Raw genomic sequence first — 21,459 nt, 5'->3', positions numbered from 1 at the left:
TTAAGGAAGAATGAAAACTCAGAATTTCGGGTATAAAAAATTATATATAGGCGGAGAATTAATTGATTCCGCTAGTGGAGAGAAAGATGATGTTGTTTGTCCTGCTACAGGAGAGGTTATTGCTCAAGTTGCAAGAGCTGGAAAGGAAGATGCTTTAAAAGCACTTGAGACTGCCCAGAAAGGCTTTAAATATTGGTCTAGACTGTCTTTAGCAGAACGTACTAATTGGATGTTAAAACTTAAAGATGCCATTCTAGAAAAGGAGCATGATTTAAGAACAGCTATGGTACATGAAATGGGTAAAACATATGCAGGGTCGCAAGAAGATATCGATAGGCTAACAGAAGCTTTGGAGTGGTATCCCAATGCTATGCAAAACTTAAGAGAAGAGCAGATACCAGACCATGATAACACGCACGCTCATAAAATGATATCTAAACCCGCAGGTGTTGCTGTGGCGTATTTAGCTTGGAATTTTCCATTGTTAAATGTAGGGTACAAAATAGGGCCGGCTTTAGCAGCAGGATGTTCTTTAATCATTAAGCCTTCAGCTTTATCTCCATTATCAGCTTATATGATTGGAGAGATAATGCATTCTATTAATTTCCCAGCTGGTGTTGTAAATATTTTATCAGGACCTAGTAGTGAGGTAGCAACAACAATGACCACTAGTCATATACCTGCTGTGTTAACAATGATTGGATCTACACCAACAGGTCTAAAAGTTATTGCAGATAGTACAACGTCTATAAAAAAGTTTGGAATGGAATTAGGCGGTAATGCACCGTTTATTGTATTTGAGGATGCCGATTTTGACAATGCTTTAGAACTTGCAATAGCTTTAAGATTCGGAAATTCAGGTCAAGTTTGTGTCGCAGCTAATAGAATATTTGTACATAAAAATATCTATGATAAATTTGTGGAAGCTTATGTGAAAAAAGCTTCTGAAATTAAATTAGGGTTTGGTATTAAGGAAAATCCTGAAGTTTTCATGGGGCCTGTGGTGAGCAAAAAAGATAGAGATAGAATGTTTGATCTTGTTGATGATGCCGTAAGTAAAGGGGCAACCTTAGAATACGGAGGAAAAATTCCTGAAGGATTCCCTGAAGGTGGTAACTGGATTGAGCCAACTGTAGTTTCTGGTATAACAACAGATATGAAACTATTTACTCAAGAAACTTTTGGACCCGTTGCAGGTATTATGCCTTTTGAAACAGACGAAGAAGTTTTAGAATTGGCTAATGATACTGAGTTTGGTTTGGCATCATATATTTTTACGAACGATCATAAGAGAATTGAGAAATTCACTGAAGAACTAGAGTTTGGAGAAGTACAAATTAACGGTGTTAAGTACGCTATTTATTTACCACATGGTGGATATAAAAACAGTGGTATTGGTCATGATTGTTCGCATTTAGCTTTAGAAGATTATTTAGTTAAAAAACGAGTTACAACAGCAATCTAAAACATGAAACAAAATTTATTGCAAAATAAACTTAAAGAGGGTCAAACAGTATTTGGCCCTTTTTGTAAATTACAAGAACCAGCAATTGTAGAAATAGCCGCTCATAGTGGGTTCGATTTCGTAATTATTGATATGGAACACGGCCCATTTAGTGTAGAGTCTGCCCAAAATATGGTAAGGGCAGCAGAAGCTAATGGTATTACTCCTGTAGTAAGAGTTACGGAAAATTCAGAAACACTTATCCTAAGAGTATTAGATATAGGCGTAAGATGTATACAGGTGCCACAGGTATGTACAAAAGCAGACGCCGACAAGGTGGTAAAAGCTATTAAGTTTTTTCCAAAAGGAGAACGCGGTATGTGCAGGTATGTAAGAGCTGCTGAGTATACTAATATTGGTCCTCAAGATCATTTTGGAAAGGCAAATGATTCTGTCATTTCTATCATACATATTGAAGGAATGGAAGGGATTGAAAACCTTCCTGAAATTGTTAAAGTAGATGGTATTGATGTTATTTTCTTAGGACCCTATGATTTATCTCAATCTTGTGGTGTACCTGGAGATGTAAACAACCCGAAAGTAGTAAATGCTATGAAAGAGGCGGTTGAAATTGCCAAAGAACATGGAAAAGCAGTAGGTACTTTTACAGAATCTCCTGAGAAGGCTAAAATGTGGAGAGATATAGGGGTTCAATACATTTCTTATTCAGTAGATGTTGGACTTGTAATGAATACATTTAAAGATATTACTTCAAAACTTAAGGATTAATATTTCAACTTAAAACTAACTAAACTATATAAACTAATTTATTATGAGTTCATACAAAAAGAAGGCTTTTTTATATTCAACTATTGTGGCCATGGGTGGCTTCGTTTTCGGGCTAGACGCCGCGTTAATCTCGGGGACGGTAGATTTTATTTCTCAAGAATTTGGATTAAATGATATTGAATTGGGAATGGTAGTTGGAGCACCAGCTTTAGGTGTAATTTTAGCATTGCTTTTTGCAGGATACTCTTGTGATAAATTAGGTAGAAAAGTTACACTTCAAATTGTGGCTGCACTGTATGTGGTTTCTGCAGTAGGATCTACGTTAGCTCAAGATTATTGGACACTTTTAGCATTTAGATTCTTAGGCGGGTTAGCCTTTACTTCAATTTCTTTGGCATCAATGTATATTGGAGAAATAGCACCACCAAAGTTAAGAGGCAAACTGGTAACTATGATTCAGATTAACATTGTAGTTGGTTTGTCTGGGGCATATTTTATAAACTACTTAATATTACAATGGGCCACAACGGGAGTAGAATGGGCAGCAGATTTGGGGCTTACCGAAAATACATGGAGATGGATGTTAGGGTCTGAAATTATCCCAGCACTTATATGGCTGGCCCTATTGTTTATTGTTCCTAAAAGCCCTTCTTGGTTGTTCTTTAAAGGTAAGGTTGAAGAAGCTAAAAATACTTTGGCTAAACTAATGCCGACTAATGAAATTGATGGCCATATTTCAGAAATGGAAAATAGCCTTGAACAAACAGATGATCGTTCCGTTTGGTCACAATTCAAAAGTATTTTTAGTAAAGAATTCAGAGTAGTTTTTATCATTGCTTTTACCTTAGCAATTGCGCAACAAACATCGGGTATAAACGCCATTTTGTTTTATGCGCCTACCGTTTTTGAACAAATAGGTTTAGGTAAAGATGCCGCCTTTATGCAAGCCATCTGGACAGGTTTAACAGGTTTAGTTTTTACCATCTTAGGCTTAGTATGTGTGGATAAGTTTGGTCGTAGACCTATGATTTTGGGAGGAATGCTCTGGGTAGTTTTAAGTTTAGGTATTGCTTATTTTGGATTTAAAACTGCAACATACACACTTACTAAAGAAGCCGTAGCAGAAATGACAGAATTTAAAAATCCTGAAAGAATTAACGGTATGATAGGGGTTGAGTATGGCAGTGATATAGAATTAAAGAAGGCTTTATTTGATGCTATTGGAGAAGAAGAGGGCCGTCAGTATTCAGGATTGTTAATCCAAAAATCAGCAAAGATTAATGCCATTTTGATTCTAATCGGTATTCTAAGCTTTATTGCGGCGTTCCATTTTTCTGTTGGGCCAGTTATGTGGGTGCTATTCTCAGAAATTTTTCCAAATGCAATTAGGGGAATTGCTATTCCATTTTTCACATTTATTACGAGCACCACGAGTTGGTTAATTCAGGCTTTCTTCCCTTCTCAACTTGCAAGCTTTGGTATTAGTAACACGTTGCTTTTTTATGCAATAACGGTGTTTATTGGAATGTTAATCTTAACCAAGTTTTTAGTAGAAACTAAAGGCTTAAGTATTGAGGAAATACAAACCAAACTACAAAAGAAGTAGGTAGATAAAGTAATTATATCCAGTTTAATAATAGCACTAGGGCTACAGTGAATACAGCTTTAGATGGAAAATCTATGGTCATAATCTAACAAGAACTATGTGTTGAATAGATTAAAAATTGAATTTAATGACACGAAAACGGTATAACATTTTAGCACTAATTTTTGGTACAGTAGTCATTAATTATTTAGACAGAACCAATATTTCAGTAGCGGCCTCAGCGATTAGTGAATCGTTAGAATTGTCTTCTGTACAAATGGGGTCAATCTTTTCAATCTTTGGAATTTTTTATGCTTCACTACAAATACCAGGCGGTGTTATTGTAGATAAAGTTAGACTAAGATTCTTATACGCATTACTATTGTTTTTATGGTCTGTTGCTACCTTGTTTCAAGGTTTTGTAAACTCGTTTAAGTTATTATTGGGATTAAGAGCAAGTATCGGGATTTTTGAGGCGCCCTCTTATCCAGCAAATAACGCCATAGTTACCAAATGGTTTCCAGAAAGCGAAAGAGCATCGGCTATAGCCATTTATACATCAGGTCAGTTTATAGGTTTAGCATTTTTATTTCCGGTACTAACTTTAATTCAAGATAAAGTTGGGTGGCGAGGTCTATTAATTATATCTGGAATAATTGGAATCATTTGGGCTGTAGTTTGGTACGCATTTTATCGTGACCCAGATCAGCATAAAACAGTAAGTAAAGAAGAAATTAAACTAATTAAAGAAGGAGGAGGGCTAATAAATAACTCTGGCAAAACAACTAAAAAAGAATCGTTTAATTGGAATGATTTCTTCGAAGCCTTTAAACACAAAAAGTTGTGGGGCGTCTATTTAGGTCAATTTTGTTTAGGTTCTATGACTATTTTCTTTTTAACATGGTTTCCAACGTATTTGGTAGATTATAGGGGTTTAGATTTTATTAATTCGGGTTTCTTAGCATCTATTCCGTTTTTGGCTGCCTTTTGTGGTGTGCTTTTAGCTGGTTTTTCTTCAGACTATTTAACTAAAAAAGGATATTCGGCAGAGTTTTCAAGAAAAGCACCAGTATTATTAGGGTTATTGTTGTCTACTATTATTATAGTAGCCAATTACACAGATAGTACGTTTCTAATTATATTGTTTCTAACAGTGGCCTTTTTTGGAAATGGATTAGCATCAATTAATTGGGTTTTTGTGTCTTTAATAGCACCAAAGCGAATCATTGGTTTAGTAGGAGGTGTATTTAACTTAATTGGCGGACTTTCTGCAATTGTAGTGCCATTTGCCATTGGTGTTTTGGTTGAAGATGGGGATTTCAGTAAGGCGTTACTTTTTATAGGTTTATTGGCTTTAATAGGGTTTTTGTCCATCCTATTAGTAGTTGGTAAAGTACAACGAATAGAGCTTGAAGATGAACAGAACCAAATAGAAACTATTGGAACATGAAAATCACAGACGTAAAAGTATTTCCAGTAAACATAGCAGGAAGAAGCCAGCTTAATATAAAGATTGAAACCAACAAGGGAATTTATGGTTGGGGAGCTTCTGGTATTACAGGAAGAGAGTATGCAGTTATTGGTGCTATAGATCATTTTAGACCCTTGATAGTAGGAAGAAATCCAATGCAAATTGGTGCTATTTGGCAAGATTTATATAGAGGACAATATTTTGAAGGAGGTAGAGTTTTAACTGCTGCCATATCAGCCATAGATATTGCACTTTATGATATTAAAGGAAAAGCTCTGGAAGTACCAGTATATGAATTACTTGGAGGAAAGCAACGAGATTATGTAGAGTGTTTTGCTTCCCTCCGTTTTAGCTCTAAAGAAGAATTAATTGAACGCGCCAAGATCTTAATAAAAGAAGGTTGGCAAATGCTAAGGTTAGCCCCAGCTGAATACGAAGAAGGAAAATACAATTCTACCTTTGAACCTAGAGAATCTATAGCCATAATAGCAGATTGGATTACTGAATTAAGAAAGGAAGTTGGGTTTAAACCAACCATTGGTATAGATTATCATCACAGATTATCAGTTCCAGAAACAGTCTCCTTTTTGCAAAGGATGCCCGAAGGAACTTTAGATTTTATTGAAGAACCTATAAGAGATGAATCTCCAGAAGTATATCAAGAGCTTAGAAAAATGGTAAATGTACCCTTTGCAATAGGAGAAGAATTTGCAAGTAAATGGCAATTTTTACCATACATAGAAAAAAATATCACCCAATTTGCTAGAATTGATGTGTGCAACGTAGGGGGTATTACAGAAGCTGTAAAAGTGGCAAATATGGCCGAGTCACATTATATAGATTTACTTCCTCACAATCCAATAGGACCAATTTGTACTGCTGCCACAATACACTTAGCCGCTGCCTCTCCAAATTTTACGTGGTTAGAAGAAATGAATACACCTGTTGAAAACCCCGGTTTAGATGATGCTAACTATTATACAAAACAACCAAAGTTAGAGGGGAATAGATACAAAGTTTCAGACCAACCCGGATTGGGCATAGAGTTTAATGAAGAATTAGCATTGAAGGAAGGATTTAAACCTGTTGAAACTCCGCGCTTAATAAGAAAAGATGGGTCTTTTACCAATTGGTAATCACAATAAATTAAAATTCTTAACATGAAAACACAACTTCATTTAATTGTATTAGTTGCGCTGTTTGTTACTAAATTTCAGAGTATATCTGCACAAGAAAAGCCTAATATCATTATTATGATGACGGATGATCAAGGCTACGGAGATATTGGTGCTCATGGTAACCCTTACATTAAAACACCGCAAATAGAAACTCTGGGAGAACAAGGCATAGAAATGTCTCATTTCTTTTCATATCCTAACTGCTCCGCTTCAAGAGCGGCTTTGTTAACCGGAAGATATCCGTATAGAGCTGGAGTAACGGCTGTAACTCAGGTAGATCATTTTATGAATACATCCGAGGTAACTATTGCAGAAATACTTGCAGAAAATGGATATAAAACAGGGATTTTCGGAAAATGGCATTTGGGAGATAATATGCCTATGAGACCAATAGATCAAGGATTTCAAGAAACCTTAGTTCATAAAGGAGGCGGTATTGGTCAAGCTGCAGGTCCCAAAGGCAATACTCATTTTGATCCTGTTTTAGAACATAACGGTACGCCCAAAACATATAATGGTTATTGCGATGACATCTTTACAGAAGCAACTTTAAACTTTATTGAAAAGAACAAAGAGAAACCGTTTTTCGCTTATTTAGCTACCAACCTACCTCATTTTCCTTTACAAGTGCCAGATAGGTTGGCCGAACCTTATAGGAAAATGGGATTGCATGAAGACAATGCACTTACTTATGGAATGCTTTCTAGTATAGATTATAATGTTGGAAGAGTACTAGGTAAACTTAAAGAATTAGGAATTGAAGAAAATACCATTGTCATTTTCTTATCAGATAATGGACCAAGACACAGAAGAACTAAAAATGATTCGTATCCCGGGCGCTGGGTTGCCAATTTAAGAGGCACCAAAACCAGTGTTTATGATGCAGGTATTAGAGTACCCTTTTACGTGAGATGGCCCAATAAAATTAAACCATCAAATAGGTTATCTAACATGGGGGCTGTCATTGATATATTTCCAACTATCGTAGAAGCTACAAAATCAAAATTACCTAAAGATTTAAAAGTAGATGGGAAGTCCCTATTACCACTTTGGTTAAATGGAAATTCAGAAGCTTTAATTAATAGAGACTTTTATGTACAGATGCATTATGGACCAACACCATTTAAATACATGCATTTTGCTGTAAGAACAGATAAATACAAATTGGTTAGTCCGCATGATTTTCCTCATGGAATAGTGCATCAACCAACAGATTTTGTTTTAAAAAATGTTTTAAAGAACTTAGAGTTATACGATGTTGAAAATGACCCTAGCGAAAGAATTAACATTGCTAAAAAGCATCCCGAAGTTGTGGACGCCATGTTAGAACGCTATGAAAATTGGTTTGATGAAGTAACAGAAGAAAGAGATGCTAAAGGCATTCAGCGAATATTCTTAGGAACAAAAGAACAGCCAAATGTTAATTTATCAAGATTTGATTGGGGCGGTCCCCGTGTTATCTCTCGTTTTGATTACGGTGGTCCTAGAGTTGTAGAAGACAATCAACTAGGATATTGGAGGGTTAAAACTTTAAAAGGGATTTATAATGTATCTTTAGACTTACCAGAGGTTTATTCAGATGGTTATGCACATTTAAAATACAATAAGCTTCATTTAAAACTACCAATTAAAAAGGGACAGAAACAGATTGTATTTAAAAATGTAGAATTTCCGGAGACTGTAGGCAATTTACATGCATATGTAAAAGTAGAACGATTATCTACCGGTCCACACTTTGTTGATGTAAAACGCATTAAATAAGGATAAAAATGTTTTAGAAAAGGATAGTTCCCGTTAATTTTTAGATTTCAAAAGCATTTACCTTTAAACTTTAAATAGAAGTATTGTTTTTTAAACTGTATTAGCTTTTATAATTTTTATGAAAACACTTAAATATCTTTTAGTTTTATTGCTGTTAGTGTCTTGCAAATCAAATGTTAAGGCGCAAGAAAAACCTAATATTATTTTCTTATTTTCTGATGATGCCGGTTATGGAGATTTCGGATTTCATGGAAGTAAAATCATGAAAACACCGAATCTGGATAAACTTTCAGATCAAGGTGTACGCTTTACACAAGGCTATGTTACAGACGCTACTTGTGGTCCTTCAAGAGCGGGATTAATGACTGGAAAATACCAACAGCGATTTGGTTATCAGGAAATTAATGTGCCTGGGTACATGAGTGAAAACTCTAAGTATTTAGGAGATGATATGGGATTACCTGTAGATGAAATTACCATGGCCGATTATCTTAAAAAGTTAGGCTACACTAATGCAATGTATGGTAAATGGCATTTAGGTAATGCAGACCGTTTTCATCCCTTAAATAGAGGCTTCGATGAATTTTATGGTTTTAGAGGAGGAGGAAGAAGCTATTTCCCCATTAAAGATTTAAAAGGTGTACATCATGATAATAAAATGGAACGCAACTTTGGTAATTATGAAGAGCCAAAAACATATGCCACAGATGCTTTTGCAGATGAGGCCGTATCGTTTATAGAACGACATAAAAATCAGCCATTTTTTATTTACCTAGCGTTTAATGCAGTTCATACGCCCATGCATGCCACTCAAGAAGATTTAGATAAGTTTCCAAACTTAAATGGAAAACGAAAAGAAGTAGCTGCTATGACCTTAGCACTAGATAGAGCATGTGGTAAAGTTATGGATAAATTAAAAGAACTTGGACTAGATGACAATACTATTGTTGTATTCTCTAATGATAATGGAGGCCCTACAGATAAAAATGCGTCTATTAATTTACCTTTAAGTGGCACAAAGTCCAATCATTTAGAAGGTGGTTTTAGAGTACCATATTTAATTAAATGGCCAAAAAAGTTTAAATCAGGAACAGTGTATAACTACCCTGTAAGTACCTTCGATTTACTGCCTACATTTTATGCAGCTGCGGGAGGGGATACTAAAGACTTAAAAAATATTGATGGTGTTAATTTAATTCCTTTTGTTAATGGCGAAAACACAGCTAGACCCCATGAAGATCTTTACTGGAAAAAAGAGGCGCGTGCAGTATATAGGCACAACGATTGGAAGCTAATTCGATTTGCAGATAGACCTGCCGAATTATACGATTTATCCAAAGATTTAACAGAACAAAAAGACTTAGCAGCTCAAGAGCCAGAACGTTTAAGAACGATGTTCAAAAAGCTATTCGAATGGGAGCTTACTTTAGAACGTCCATTATGGATGTTACAACAAAAATTTGAGAAGTATGATATTGACAGAATGGACTGGTTTAGAAACCCAGAGCTAGTCAAAGAATACATGAAAAAATACGATTAATACATTTAAAATACATCTAAATTCATAATAAAAATGAGTAATACAAAGCATACAAAAGCTATTACTAATACTGTAAATAGTCCTTACGTAAAATTAAAGAGCATCGATTTTGGTGACTGTAGATGGAAAGACGGGTTTTGGGCAGATAAAGAAGATGCAGCTGCTCAAATAATGGTACCGTATATGGGAGATGTTTTATGTGGAGATGTAGGACACGGATTAAACAACTTTAAAATTGCGGCTGGAGAAAAAGAAGGAGAGCATAAAGGATTTTACTGGCACGATGGGGACTTCTTTAAATATATGGAAGCCTGTATGTATATCTATGCTTTAACCAAAGATGAGAAGCTTTTAAAGAAATTAGATGAATACATTGAATGGATTGGAAAAGCTCAAGAAGAAGATGGATACATTCATACGCATATTCAAATTACAGAAGGTGCAGAACGTTTTTCTAATAGGAAGTATCACGAGATGTATAACTACGGACATTTATTTATTGCCGCGAGTGTGCACCACCGTTTAACAGGTCAACGTAACTTTTTAGATATCGCTATCAAACAAGCGGATTTGTTGTGTGTTTACTTTATGCCAGATACTAAGCATTACCAACGTTTTGGATTCAACCAAACACAAATTATGGGCTTAGTTGAGCTATATAGGACAGTAAGAGATGAAAAGTATTTAAAATTAGCTGAAAAATTCATTAACCGAAGAGGAACATATGAGATTGAACACGATTCAACAACAGAAGGATATCCTATCGGTGATATGGTACAAGAACGTACAGCGTTAAGAGAAGCTAAGGAAGCAGTAGGACATGCAGTGTTGGCATTATATTACTATGCAGGAGCTGCCGATGTATATGCCGAAACTGGAGAAAAAGAGTTAATTGAAGCCCTGGATAGGTTATGGGAAAATGTTACAGGTAAAAAGATGTATGTTACCGGAGCAGTAGGACAAGCACATTATGGCGCATCTACGAGCTTAGATATGATAGAAGAAGGGTTTATTGATGCTTATATGATGCCTAATATGACGGCCTATAATGAAACATGCGCTAATCTTTGTAATGCCATGTTTAGCAATAGAATGATGGCCTTAAAAGAAGAATCACGTTATGCCGATATCATTGAACTAGTGTTATTTAATAGTGGATTATCTGGAATTAGTATTGATGGTAAAGAATATTTTTATTCTAATCCATTAAGAATGGTAAATGGATCTAGAGATTATGAGGCACATGCCGATGTAACAGAAAGCCCTGTAAGACAACCGTACTTAGAGTGTTTTTGTTGTCCACCAAACTTGGTTAGGACTATTTGTAAAAGTTCAGGTTGGGCATATACATTATCAGAAAATGGGGTAGCTGTAGTATTGTTTGGAGGAAATACGCTCGATACTAATTTATTAGACGGTTCAACAATAAAGCTAACACAAGACACAGATTACCCTTGGAAAGGTATTGTAAAAATCACTGTAGATGAATGTAAAGCTGAAGCTTTTGATATTAAAGTCAGAATTCCTAAATGGGCAACGGGTAGTACACTAAAAGTGAATGGAGAAGATGTAAATATTGAAATAATTCCAGGAACTTTTGCTGTCATCAATAGAGAATGGAAAGTAGGAGACACCATAGTACTGGATATGCCAATGGAAATTAAATTAATTGAGGGACATAACAGAATTGAAGAAACAAGAAATCAAGTAGCTGTTAAAAGAGGGCCAATAGTATATTGTGTTGAAACACCAGATTTACCAAAAGATGTATCTATTTTAGATGTTTATATTAAAGGAGATGCTGAATTAGTTGCAGAACACAAACCAGATTTCTTAGGTGGGGTTACTGTAATTAATACGGAGTTACAATTAAGGGAAGATAAAAATGACGAAATGTATCAAGTCATTACCAAACCAGTTCTAACTTCGCATAAAACACAATTAGTACCATACTTTTCTTGGAGTAATAGAGGACAAGCTGAAATGACTGTGTTTTTACCGGTTATTTGGAGTTAGTTCAAAGTACATATTTCTTACCCAGAACCCATTTTCATTAGATAAAATATGAAAGGTTCTGGGTAAATTTTATTATTTACTACAACGTTTTATTAAGTTATTTTGTAACATATTGCTTTACACTCTCCTATGCTATATTAGAATAAAGCATTTAATAACAACAACAAACTAAATTATAACTAACTAAACTCTTTTATTGTATGACATAAAACTTCTCGAAAAACAAACAACTAAGCGTATTTAAACATAAAAAAACCGGAAAATGTTGGCGCATCCTCCGGTAAGTTTAAATGATTAAATAAACATTTAACCACAAATTCAACGTAAAAATATGAAAAGTTACTTTCCAATAGGACTGCATATGTCCTATTTGAGACATCATATGTCTTATTTTTCAAAGTTTGACATAAAACTCAAACTCTCACTATTTGTATTTGCTGTATCTATACTACCAATAAACGCAAGCACAATAGAAAATGATACCGATAACACAATTAAAACAAACAAGCCTGTTCAAGAGATTACAGTATCAGGAACAGTCTCAGATGCCTCAGGACCATTACCTGGAGTTAATATTGTAGTTAAAGGAACATCACAAGGAACACAAACAGATTTTGATGGAAATTACTCATTATCTGTAGACTCAAATGCAACTTTAGTGTTTTCTTTCTTAGGATATAAAACTAAAGAGGTTGCAGTAGGAGGAAATGCTAAAGTAGATGTTATATTAGAAGAAGATGTAGCAGGGCTAGATGAAGTTGTAGTAGTAGGATATTCTACTAAAAAACGTGGGGAACTTACTGGCTCGGTAAGTACCATTCAGAGTGAAGCAATTGAGCAGTCTTCTAGTAAAGATATTGCTAAATCTTTAGCAGGTAGAGCATCCGGTTTAATTATTAGTGATAGAGGTGGTTACCCAGGTGCTGGAAATGGTCAGCCAGGTAATACAGATGACGATGCTACTACTATTTTAATTAGAGGTAAATCTACTTTAGGAAACAACGCACCATTAATTTTAATTGATGGTATACCACAAGCGTCGTTCTCTCAGTTAGCACCTCAAGATATCGCATCATTAACTGTATTAAAAGATGGGGCAGCTGCTATTTACGGTTCTCGTGCGGCAAATGGTGTAATCTTAATTACTACAAAGAGAGGTAAATCTGGTAAGCCAAAAATTAATTTCTCTACATCATATAATGTATCTAGTTTTACAAGGCAGCCTAAGTTAATGTCTTCTGCACAATGGGCTACATATCAAAATGAAATAGCTGGATATGAAGGTAATGCTCTACCGTATTCTGAAGCGGATATTGCAGCTTATGCTTCAGGTGATGATCCAATTAATTTCCCAAGTACGGACTGGGCAGATTTAACCTTTGCAGACTCTTCACCAGAATCAAGAACATCCTTGTCAATTTCAGGTGGTACTGATAAAGTGAAGTATTTCGTAAGTGGCGATTTTCAAGACCAAAAAGGTATGTACAGATCTGGTGCCCTAAAGTTCAAACAGCACCAAATTCGTTCTAATATTGATATCAATTTAACAGATGATTTCAAATTAGGTGTAGACATTTCTGGAAGATTTGGAAATACAAGACAACCTGGTGTAGATGATAACAATATTTACAAACTAATATTCAATACAGTGCCAATTGAAGTAGGAAGATATCCTAATGGATTACCTGCAAGAGGTTCCGATGAAGGTAACCCAATTTTAACTTCTAGTAATGAATCTGGTTTTGTTAAAACTATTAGCAACAACCTTCAAGGAAGATTTTCAATAGATTATAACCTAAATAAACTAGTTGATGGTTTAAGTGTAAAAGGTTTTGCAGGGGTAAGAAGATTGAATACAGATACTAAGAACTGGTATTCACCATGGACCTATTATGAATTAGTAGGAGATGAGTATGAGCCAAGAATAGGTTCTAATCAAAGAGGTACAAACAGAATATTACGTGAGTCTTTCTGGAAATTTGATGAGCAAATCTATAATATTCGTTTACACTACTCTAATTCATTTGGTGATCACAGTGTAAGTGCTTTTGTTGGACACGAAAGATTAAATTCTAATACAAGACAATTTTTTGCTGAAAAAACTGGTGGATTCCCTAATCCAGCAACAGGAGAGTTATTCCAAGGAAATAATGATGACAGACAATTATCAAGTGGGCAAAGTTCTGAGTTTGCTAGACAAGATTACTTTGGTTCATTCTCTTATGACTTCAAAAAGAAATATTTCATAGATTTTACAATTCGTCATGATGGTTCAAGTAACTTCGGACCAGGAAAAAGGTTTGGTACATTCCCTAGTGTGGCACTATCATGGGAGCTCGGTAAAGAAGCTTTCTTAGAAAATGTAGATTGGATAACTTCCTTAAAATTAAGAGGATCATGGTCAGAAATGGGTAATGACCGTATTGGTGCTAACCAATTCTTATCATTATACAACTATGGTAGTACTAACTTAAATACTGCTTTCCCTAATTATTATGTGTTTGGTGATGGAGGAAACTTCTATAACACATATACACTAAGTAGAATTGCTAATACAGATGTTACTTGGGAAACTGCAGAAATGAAGAATGTTGGTTTAAACTTCTCTTTATTTGATGGTAGATTAAATGGAGATATCAACTACTTCTTCCAAGATAGATCTGGTATACTAGTTAATAGATCTGGAAATATTCCTGCATTTGTTGGGCTTCAAAATTCTCAAATTCCACCAGAAAATATTGGAGCAACTAAAAATTATGGATGGGAATTCGAATTATCTTGGGCAGACCAACTTAACGATAACTTTAGTTATAACTTAGGAGCAAACTTCTCGCAAGCTAAGAATGAAGTGATTTCATTACCAGAAGGAGATAACATATCTCCATTAATGAGACAACAAGGACTTCCAATAGATTCTTACATTATGTATAGAACAAACGGAGTATTCAGAGATCAAGCACAAATTGATGCAACAGATGTAAAATTAGGAAACCCACAACCAGGTGATATCAATTATGTAGATAGCAATGGAGATGGTGCAATTAACGCAGAAGATAGAGTTCGTGTAGCATCTTCTAACATTCCACAAATACAATATGGTATTTACGGTGGATTCAATTACAAAGCGTTAAGTTTTAACTTCTTATTACAAGGACAGGCTGAAGCTGAAACTCTTGTATATTTTGCGGAAACTCCTGGTGCGGTTCCTGAGTTTGTATTTAATAACAGATGGACACCGAACAATACTAATGCTGCTTTCCCAAGAGCTTTTGCTCCAGGTGATGCTCAAAATGCACCAATCAGTGAAGGGCCTGCAACAGCTACTAACAGTGGATTCCAAGGTGCAGATTTATGGTACCAAGATGCCTCTTTCTTAAGATTGAAAGAAGTGGAAATAGGTTACACATTATCAAAAGATAAAATAGGTTTAGGAGATTTAAAACTATTTGTAAGAGGATTTAACCTTTTAACAATGTTCTCTGATATTTATGACTTAGGATTAGATCCTGAAGCAACTGGATATAACAGTTTTAGAAATGCAACATATACGCCACTTAAAACGTATACGGTAGGTCTTAATTTCAGCTTTTAAAAAAATATGAAAAACATGAAAAATATAAAGAATTTAAAATTTGTATACCTGTTAACAGCCTTGCTATTCTGTACTGTTAATAGTTGTGACGAAGATTTAGATATTGAAGTTACAGGTGCTTTTGCTGAAGATTTAGTTTTAAGTACACCTGAACAAGTAGAACTACTATTATTTTCAACATATAATAGTACTGAAAACTGGGGATTGGATAATAGTATCTGGTGGACTAGAAGATTCAATATTGAAACTGCTTCCTTTGAAGCAAAATTCAATTTTCAAAATCGTGATTTAATGCGTGTAAGAGCTGGATGGACTGCTGGTAATCCTGGGTTTTTTAGAAACCAATGGTCTAAGTATTACACCTATATAAGACAAGCAAATTTATTCTTTGAGCAAGTTGAAGGTAGCCCAGCAATGGAGCAAGACCCAGAAGCCATAAATGAATTAATGGCAGAAATGAGATTCTTAAGGGCTAATTTATACAGTAAGTTAATTAAGTATTTTGGAGGAGTGCCTTTAATTACAACAGCGCATACTTTAGATGATGATTTCAATATTCCACGAAATACTTATGAAGAATGTGTAGACTTTATTGTAAGTGAATTAGATGCTGCTGCAGCTGTATTACCAGATACAAGATCTGGAGATGAGTTTGGTAGAGCAACAAAATATTCTGCCTTGGCAGTTAAAGCTCGTACATTGTTGTATGCCGCAAGTGATTTACACGATGCAACCTTAGCACCGCAAGCCACAAATAGAGAGTTATATACATATAGCAAGACTTCTAAATGGCAAGATGCATCAGATGCAGCTAAAGAAATAATTGATATGGTAGGTGGACGTGATTTAACAGCTACACCAGATGCAAGAGCATATCAAGATTTATTCTTATCAATTAACGATGATATTCTATTTGCAAGACCTTTTGGAGCAACAATTTTAGCTTTTGGTACAGATGCTAACTCTTTATGGGATAAAACGCAATCTCCAAACGGAGATGATGGTTGGGGACTTTCTTCACCAACGCATAACTATGTGCTACAGTATAATATGGCAGATGGAACTACTACAAGCGGAGGAACTTATGATGCTGCAAATCCAAATGATGGTAGAGAAATGAGATATTATGCCAATATTAACTTCCAAGGAGCTGAGTTTAGAGGTAACCCTATAAATTATGCATTGTCTTTAAATCCTGATGTTTACCCACATGGAGACGATTCTCCTGAAGGTTTAGGTAATGTAAGACATTCATCTTTTACAGGTTATAACATTCGTAAATTCCAGAATGAAGGTTTAAGTAATTTACAAGATCCAACACCAGGTAGACCATTAATCTTATACAGGTTGGCAGAGGTGTATTTAAATTATGCAGAAGCGCAAGCTGAATTAGGAAATGATGCTGAAGCTAGAACATACTTAAACAAAGTAGCTACAAGAGCATTGCTACCTGCAATTACTGCTAGTGGTGATGAGTTGAAAGAGGCTATCAAGAGAGAAAGACGTGTAGAGTTAGCTTTTGAAGGTCATAGTTTCTTTGATGAAAGACGTTGGATGGTTGAAGATCATTTAGGTATGGACATTAGAGGTCTTAGATGGACTACCCAAGCTGATGGATCTCAAACACATGAGGAATATACAGTAGTAACAAGACCTTGGTTTCCAAGAATGTATTATTTACCAATTCCTCAATCCGAAATTGATAGAACAGCTGCCCTTATTCAAAATGATGGGTATTAAGAATAAGCATTAGATTCATGTGAAAATCATAAATCATATTGTTTAGTTTAGTTTAGTCGAAAACTGAGAACTTAGGTTCTCAGTTTTTTTGTTTGTATATTTTAGATAAAATTAAATAGGTTCTTGGTAATATATACAAGTAAACTATTAGGCATAGAATTTTACTTTGTAAATCTTCAAAAAGTATAATTTAAAATTTCATGAAAGTTAACAATAGCATCTGCCTTTACATTTACGTTCTAGTAATCTTTAGTACTGTAATTCAAGACGTAAAAGCACAGAATAAAACTGTAAATGCCTTTGTAGAGGTTTTTAAAGAGTTTCCACGTTTAGAAAAGAATCTAAGAAAATGGGATGCTCCTGTAGTTGCAGATTTAGACCAAGATGGGTATCAAGATTTACTAATCAATGATCACGGTTTAGGTATACAAGTACAATGGAACAATAAAGGTAAGTTTGCTAAACCATATGATATCATAATGGGAGATTTACATGGGGTATCAATAGCAGATATAGATAACGATGGTAATTTAGAAGTAATTATGTCTCGTGGAGGAGGATCTGGTAGTAACGCTAGAAACTCTAAAATGTTCCGAGTTGTTGGTAGAGAATTTATTCCTCTTGGAGATTTTAAAGAGCCATTAGCTTTAATGCGAGGAAGAACAGTTAAGTTTATTGATGCTGATAATGATGGGGATTTAGACCTACTTAATTTCGCATTTCCAGATAGTTCTAAAAAAGGAGCAAGTGAAAGTTATGTTTACGAAAACAATGGTAATGGAGAGCTTGTATTACATTCTACATTGCCATCTGTAAAAGCAAACGGACAAAAAACACTTATTACAGATTTTAACGACGATGCAGTTTTGGATATAGTCTTGTACGGACAGGGAAAAACAAAGGCGTTTAAAGGAAATGGAGATTTAACGTATACAGAAGTAACAAACAGTGTATTCCCTTTTGATATTGTAGAAACAACAAGTATAAGCGAAATAGATTTTGATAATGATGGGGATTTGGATCTATTCATTACTCGCGGAACAGATTTTAAAAAAGGTCAAAATTTTTACAACCCCAAAACTAAAGACTGGGGGTTCTTTACCACTAGAGGCCAATTTCAATTTGAAGATATAGAAGTGGGAGATGTGTTAAACATGGAGAATTTCCAATCTCAATGGCCAAATAACGACACCTATTTTATTGGAGAAACCGGTTACGATTACGAATTTGAAGGAGAAACACACTCCGGAAAAAACATTCGTCTTGTAAATAGTGATGCCTTAGGCTTTCCAGATAATCCAGATTATAAAGGAAAAAGAGGTTGGTATATTGGATACGTTGGTAATAGAAAATGGAGAATTGCTGGTTTCTTATGGGCGCCTTCAACTGGTGTTGTACATGGTGTTAAGAACTATGCGCCTTTTAAGCATCCAGAAGGATTTAATGATATTCTTTTAGAAAATACCAACGGAAAATTTAAAGAAGTCACTAAAAAGCTAGGTTTAGTAAACAAAGAGCATACTATGGCAAATGCGGTGGCAGATTTTAATAATGACGGATTAGATGATATTTTGGTAATTAGAAGAGGTAAACTAGTATTTGATAACGAATCTATTCTGTATTTAAATAGAGGGAAATCTGGTTTCGAAGAGATGAAAAACCATGGTGTGGTTTCTAAAGAACTAGGAGCAATAGGAATGGCTGTTGAGGTTATGGATTACAATGAGGATGGTAATATTGATGTGGTAATAGGTAATGAACGTGGTAAATGGCATTTGTTTAAAAATCAGTTAAAAGAAGCTACAGAAAACAAATTCATTAATATAGAAGTTGGCAAATCTCCGAAGGCTAATATGTCACCACTAGGAGCAAAAGTAGAATTGTCTTCATGTTCAACAAGGCAAACCTATAGAATTGGAACAACCAATTCTCAATATTCTCAAGGGCATAACAACCTGGTACATTTTGGAATTTCTCAATGCTCTAGTCCAAATAAATTAACAATCACTTGGTCTAATGGAGAAGTATTAAAAAAGACCATTAAGACTGTGAATACTAAAATCTCAGTTGGAAGGAAATAGTTGGATTAGGTAAATGCGTTTAGGTTTTAGGTAAAAACCAGTATGTTGTTTTGCTGATAAACTGAGGTAAACATTTTTATTATTCCAAGCTACGCGAGATTTTATAATTTGTTGTTAGTTAGTGCTGTTAGTTTTTAAATCACTTAGAAATATCTTTTTAAAATGAAGCTTAAGATCTTATTCATTATCAGTATAATTTTAGTAAATGTTTCTTTTTCTCAAGAAAAAGGAATTGTAAATACTTCAGAAAGTAACCATGTAAAATTTAAAAGTATTAACATTGGTGATTGTCAATGGACGGAAGGTTTTTGGGCAGATAAATTTAAAATAGCTCAAGAGTCTATGGTGCCATATATGGAACAGGTGCTTACAGGAGATGTTGGGCATGCCCTTAATAACTTTAAAATAGCAGCCGGCCTTAAAGAAGGGAAGCATAAAGGAATGCATTGGCATGATGGCGATTTTTATAAATGGATTGAAGCTGCTACTTATGTTTACGCTATTAATAAGGATGAAGAACTCTTAAAAAGATTAGAAGCGTATATTCAAATAATAGCCAAAGCACAACAACCTAATGGATTTCTTCAAACTCAAATTAGCATTAGAGGGATTGAGCCTTTTTCAAATAGAAGGTATCATGAAATGTATAATAGTGGACATCTATATATAGCAGCATGTATTTATTACAGAGTAACAGGTAGAAAGAGCTTTTTAGATATTGCAATAAAACACGCTAATAATCTATATGAAACATTTGAACCTCAACCAGAACATTTAAAAAGATTTGGTTTTAATCAGGTGCAAATCATGGGGTTAGTAGAGCTATACAGAACTACAAAAGACAAACGTTATTTAGAATTAGCCGAGATTTTTGTAAACATGAGAGGGCAATCTAAAGTAGTGCCAGATGAAACAGTGCGTCATAGAATGATTGGAGATATGGTTCAAGAAAGAACACCTTTAAGAGAGGAGACGGAAGCTGTGGGACATGCGGTTCTTGGACTATACATGTGGGCAGGTGCAGCCGATATATATGCTGAAACTGGAGAGAAACCTTTAATTGATGCTTTAGACAGAATCTGGAATAACATAGTCGATAAGAAAATGTATATAACAGGAGCCTGTGGTCAGGTACATGATGGAGCTTCTTCCAATAGAGATTTTGTTCACGAAGCGTTTACTCTAGATTATCAAATGCATAATGCAGATTCTTACAACGAGACATGTGCAAACCTTTGCAACGCTATGTTTAATTATAGATTACTGGGCGTACATGGAGAGTCTAAATATGCCGATGTTATAGAAACCGTAATGTTTAATAGTGGACTTTCGGGCATAGATTTAAAAGGTGTAAATTATTTTTATACTAATCCCTTAAGACGAAGTTTAGGTCATGATATGGGAATTACAGATTATCCTAATAGAGTACCTTACATTCCTTGTTTTTGTTGTCCACCAAATTTAGTACGCACCATATCAAAGTTATCCGGATGGGCCTATAGTTTAACAGATAATGGTGTAGTAGTAAACCTTTACGGCGGAAATAAATTAGATACTAAAATGTTAGATGGTTCAAGGCTTAAGCTACATCAGCAAACGCAGTATCCATGGAAAGGTTCAGTAAAGATTACAATAGATCAGGCTAAGAAAAAAGCATTTGATGTTTTATTAAGAATACCAGAATGGGCAAAAGGCACTTCAATTTTAATCAATGGAGAACATGCCGATATAGTAATAAAAGCTGGCACATTTGCAGTAATTCATAGAATTTGGAAGAAAGGAGATGTTATTACAATAAACATGCCTATGGAAGCTAAATTGTACGAAGGGCATCCACAGATAGAAGAAGTTAGAAATCAAGTGGCTATAAAAAGAGGACCAGTAGTATATTGTGCTGAATCTCCAGATTTACCAGAAAACACAAAAATTACAGATGTTTACCTGCCTTTAGAATCTAAATTAAATGTTACACATAAGCCTGATTTTTTAGGCGGAGTAACAACAATTAATGCAGAAGTTAAATTAAAGAAAGATAAGTCCCAAGCCATGTACAGAGAATTAAATAATACTAATTGGGAAACTAAAACGATTCAACTTGTACCATATTTTGCCTGGAGCAATAGAGGTTTAGCCGAAATGAGTGTGTGGTTGCCTCTTATATGGCAAAAGTAGTTTTTGCATAAAAGATGTGTAACAGATGTTCAAATATGTGCAAGAAATAATTAAATGTTGATTTTCGTAGGACTATATATAAACTAGACA

12 protein-coding genes are annotated in these 21,459 nt (G+C 34.8%); all 12 read left to right on the top strand.

Going from position 1 to position 21,459, the window contains the following annotated elements; translation table 11 throughout:
• Positions 1-10: 10 nt before the first annotated feature.
• The 12 genes from FUA24_RS01500 to FUA24_RS01445 all read left to right on the top strand — a co-directional run bounded on the left by FUA24_RS01500 (position 11) and on the right by FUA24_RS01445 (position 21,369).
• Complete coding sequence (locus tag FUA24_RS01500) at positions 11-1,465, top strand: NAD-dependent succinate-semialdehyde dehydrogenase (protein ID WP_148539739.1); 1,455 nt, start codon at positions 11-13, stop codon at positions 1,463-1,465.
• A gap of 3 nt (positions 1,466-1,468) precedes the next feature.
• Positions 1,469-2,233, top strand: coding sequence for an HpcH/HpaI aldolase family protein (locus FUA24_RS01495; RefSeq protein ID WP_148539738.1), 765 nt, complete (start codon positions 1,469-1,471; stop codon positions 2,231-2,233).
• A 43-nt stretch (positions 2,234-2,276) separates the two neighbouring features.
• A complete protein-coding gene (locus FUA24_RS01490) occupies positions 2,277-3,839 on the top strand; it encodes a sugar porter family MFS transporter (protein ID WP_148539737.1) in 1,563 nt (520 codons plus the stop codon).
• Positions 3,840-3,966: 127 nt separating this feature from the next.
• On the top strand, positions 3,967-5,268 hold the full coding sequence (locus tag FUA24_RS01485) for an MFS transporter (protein ID WP_148539736.1): 1,302 nt from the start codon (positions 3,967-3,969) through the stop codon (positions 5,266-5,268).
• Positions 5,265-6,425, top strand: a complete 1,161-nt coding sequence (locus FUA24_RS01480) for a mandelate racemase/muconate lactonizing enzyme family protein (protein WP_148539735.1) — start codon at positions 5,265-5,267, stop codon at positions 6,423-6,425. The genes FUA24_RS01485 and FUA24_RS01480 overlap by 4 nt, the downstream gene beginning before the upstream one ends.
• A 24-nt stretch (positions 6,426-6,449) precedes the next feature.
• Positions 6,450-8,228, top strand: coding sequence for an arylsulfatase (locus FUA24_RS01475; protein ID WP_246146922.1), 1,779 nt, complete (start codon positions 6,450-6,452; stop codon positions 8,226-8,228).
• Between the two features lie 118 nt (positions 8,229-8,346).
• Entirely contained in the window at positions 8,347-9,768 is a 1,422-nt protein-coding gene (locus FUA24_RS01470; protein WP_148539733.1) for a sulfatase-like hydrolase/transferase, read from the top strand.
• 33 nt (positions 9,769-9,801) lie between these two features.
• Positions 9,802-11,784: a glycoside hydrolase family 127 protein gene (locus tag FUA24_RS01465; protein ID WP_148539732.1), complete on the top strand. Its 1,983-nt coding sequence runs from the start codon at positions 9,802-9,804 to the stop codon at positions 11,782-11,784.
• A gap of 331 nt (positions 11,785-12,115) precedes the next feature.
• A complete protein-coding gene (locus tag FUA24_RS01460) occupies positions 12,116-15,376 on the top strand; it encodes a SusC/RagA family TonB-linked outer membrane protein (protein ID WP_246146921.1) in 3,261 nt (1,086 codons plus the stop codon).
• Between the two features lie 15 nt (positions 15,377-15,391).
• Positions 15,392-17,116, top strand: coding sequence for a RagB/SusD family nutrient uptake outer membrane protein (locus FUA24_RS01455; protein WP_148539731.1), 1,725 nt, complete (start codon positions 15,392-15,394; stop codon positions 17,114-17,116).
• Between the two features lie 200 nt (positions 17,117-17,316).
• The gene (locus tag FUA24_RS01450) at positions 17,317-19,197 is read left to right on the top strand and encodes a CRTAC1 family protein (RefSeq protein WP_148539730.1); all 1,881 of its coding nucleotides are present in this window, start codon (positions 17,317-17,319) and stop codon (positions 19,195-19,197) included.
• A gap of 162 nt (positions 19,198-19,359) precedes the next feature.
• Entirely contained in the window at positions 19,360-21,369 is a 2,010-nt protein-coding gene (locus FUA24_RS01445) for a glycoside hydrolase family 127 protein (RefSeq protein ID WP_148539729.1), read from the top strand.
• Positions 21,370-21,459: the final 90 nt, after the last annotated feature.

Source organism: Seonamhaeicola marinus (genome assembly GCF_008085455.1).
Note: the sequence above shows the minus strand (reverse complement) of the source record. Positions and strands in the feature narration are given on the sequence as shown.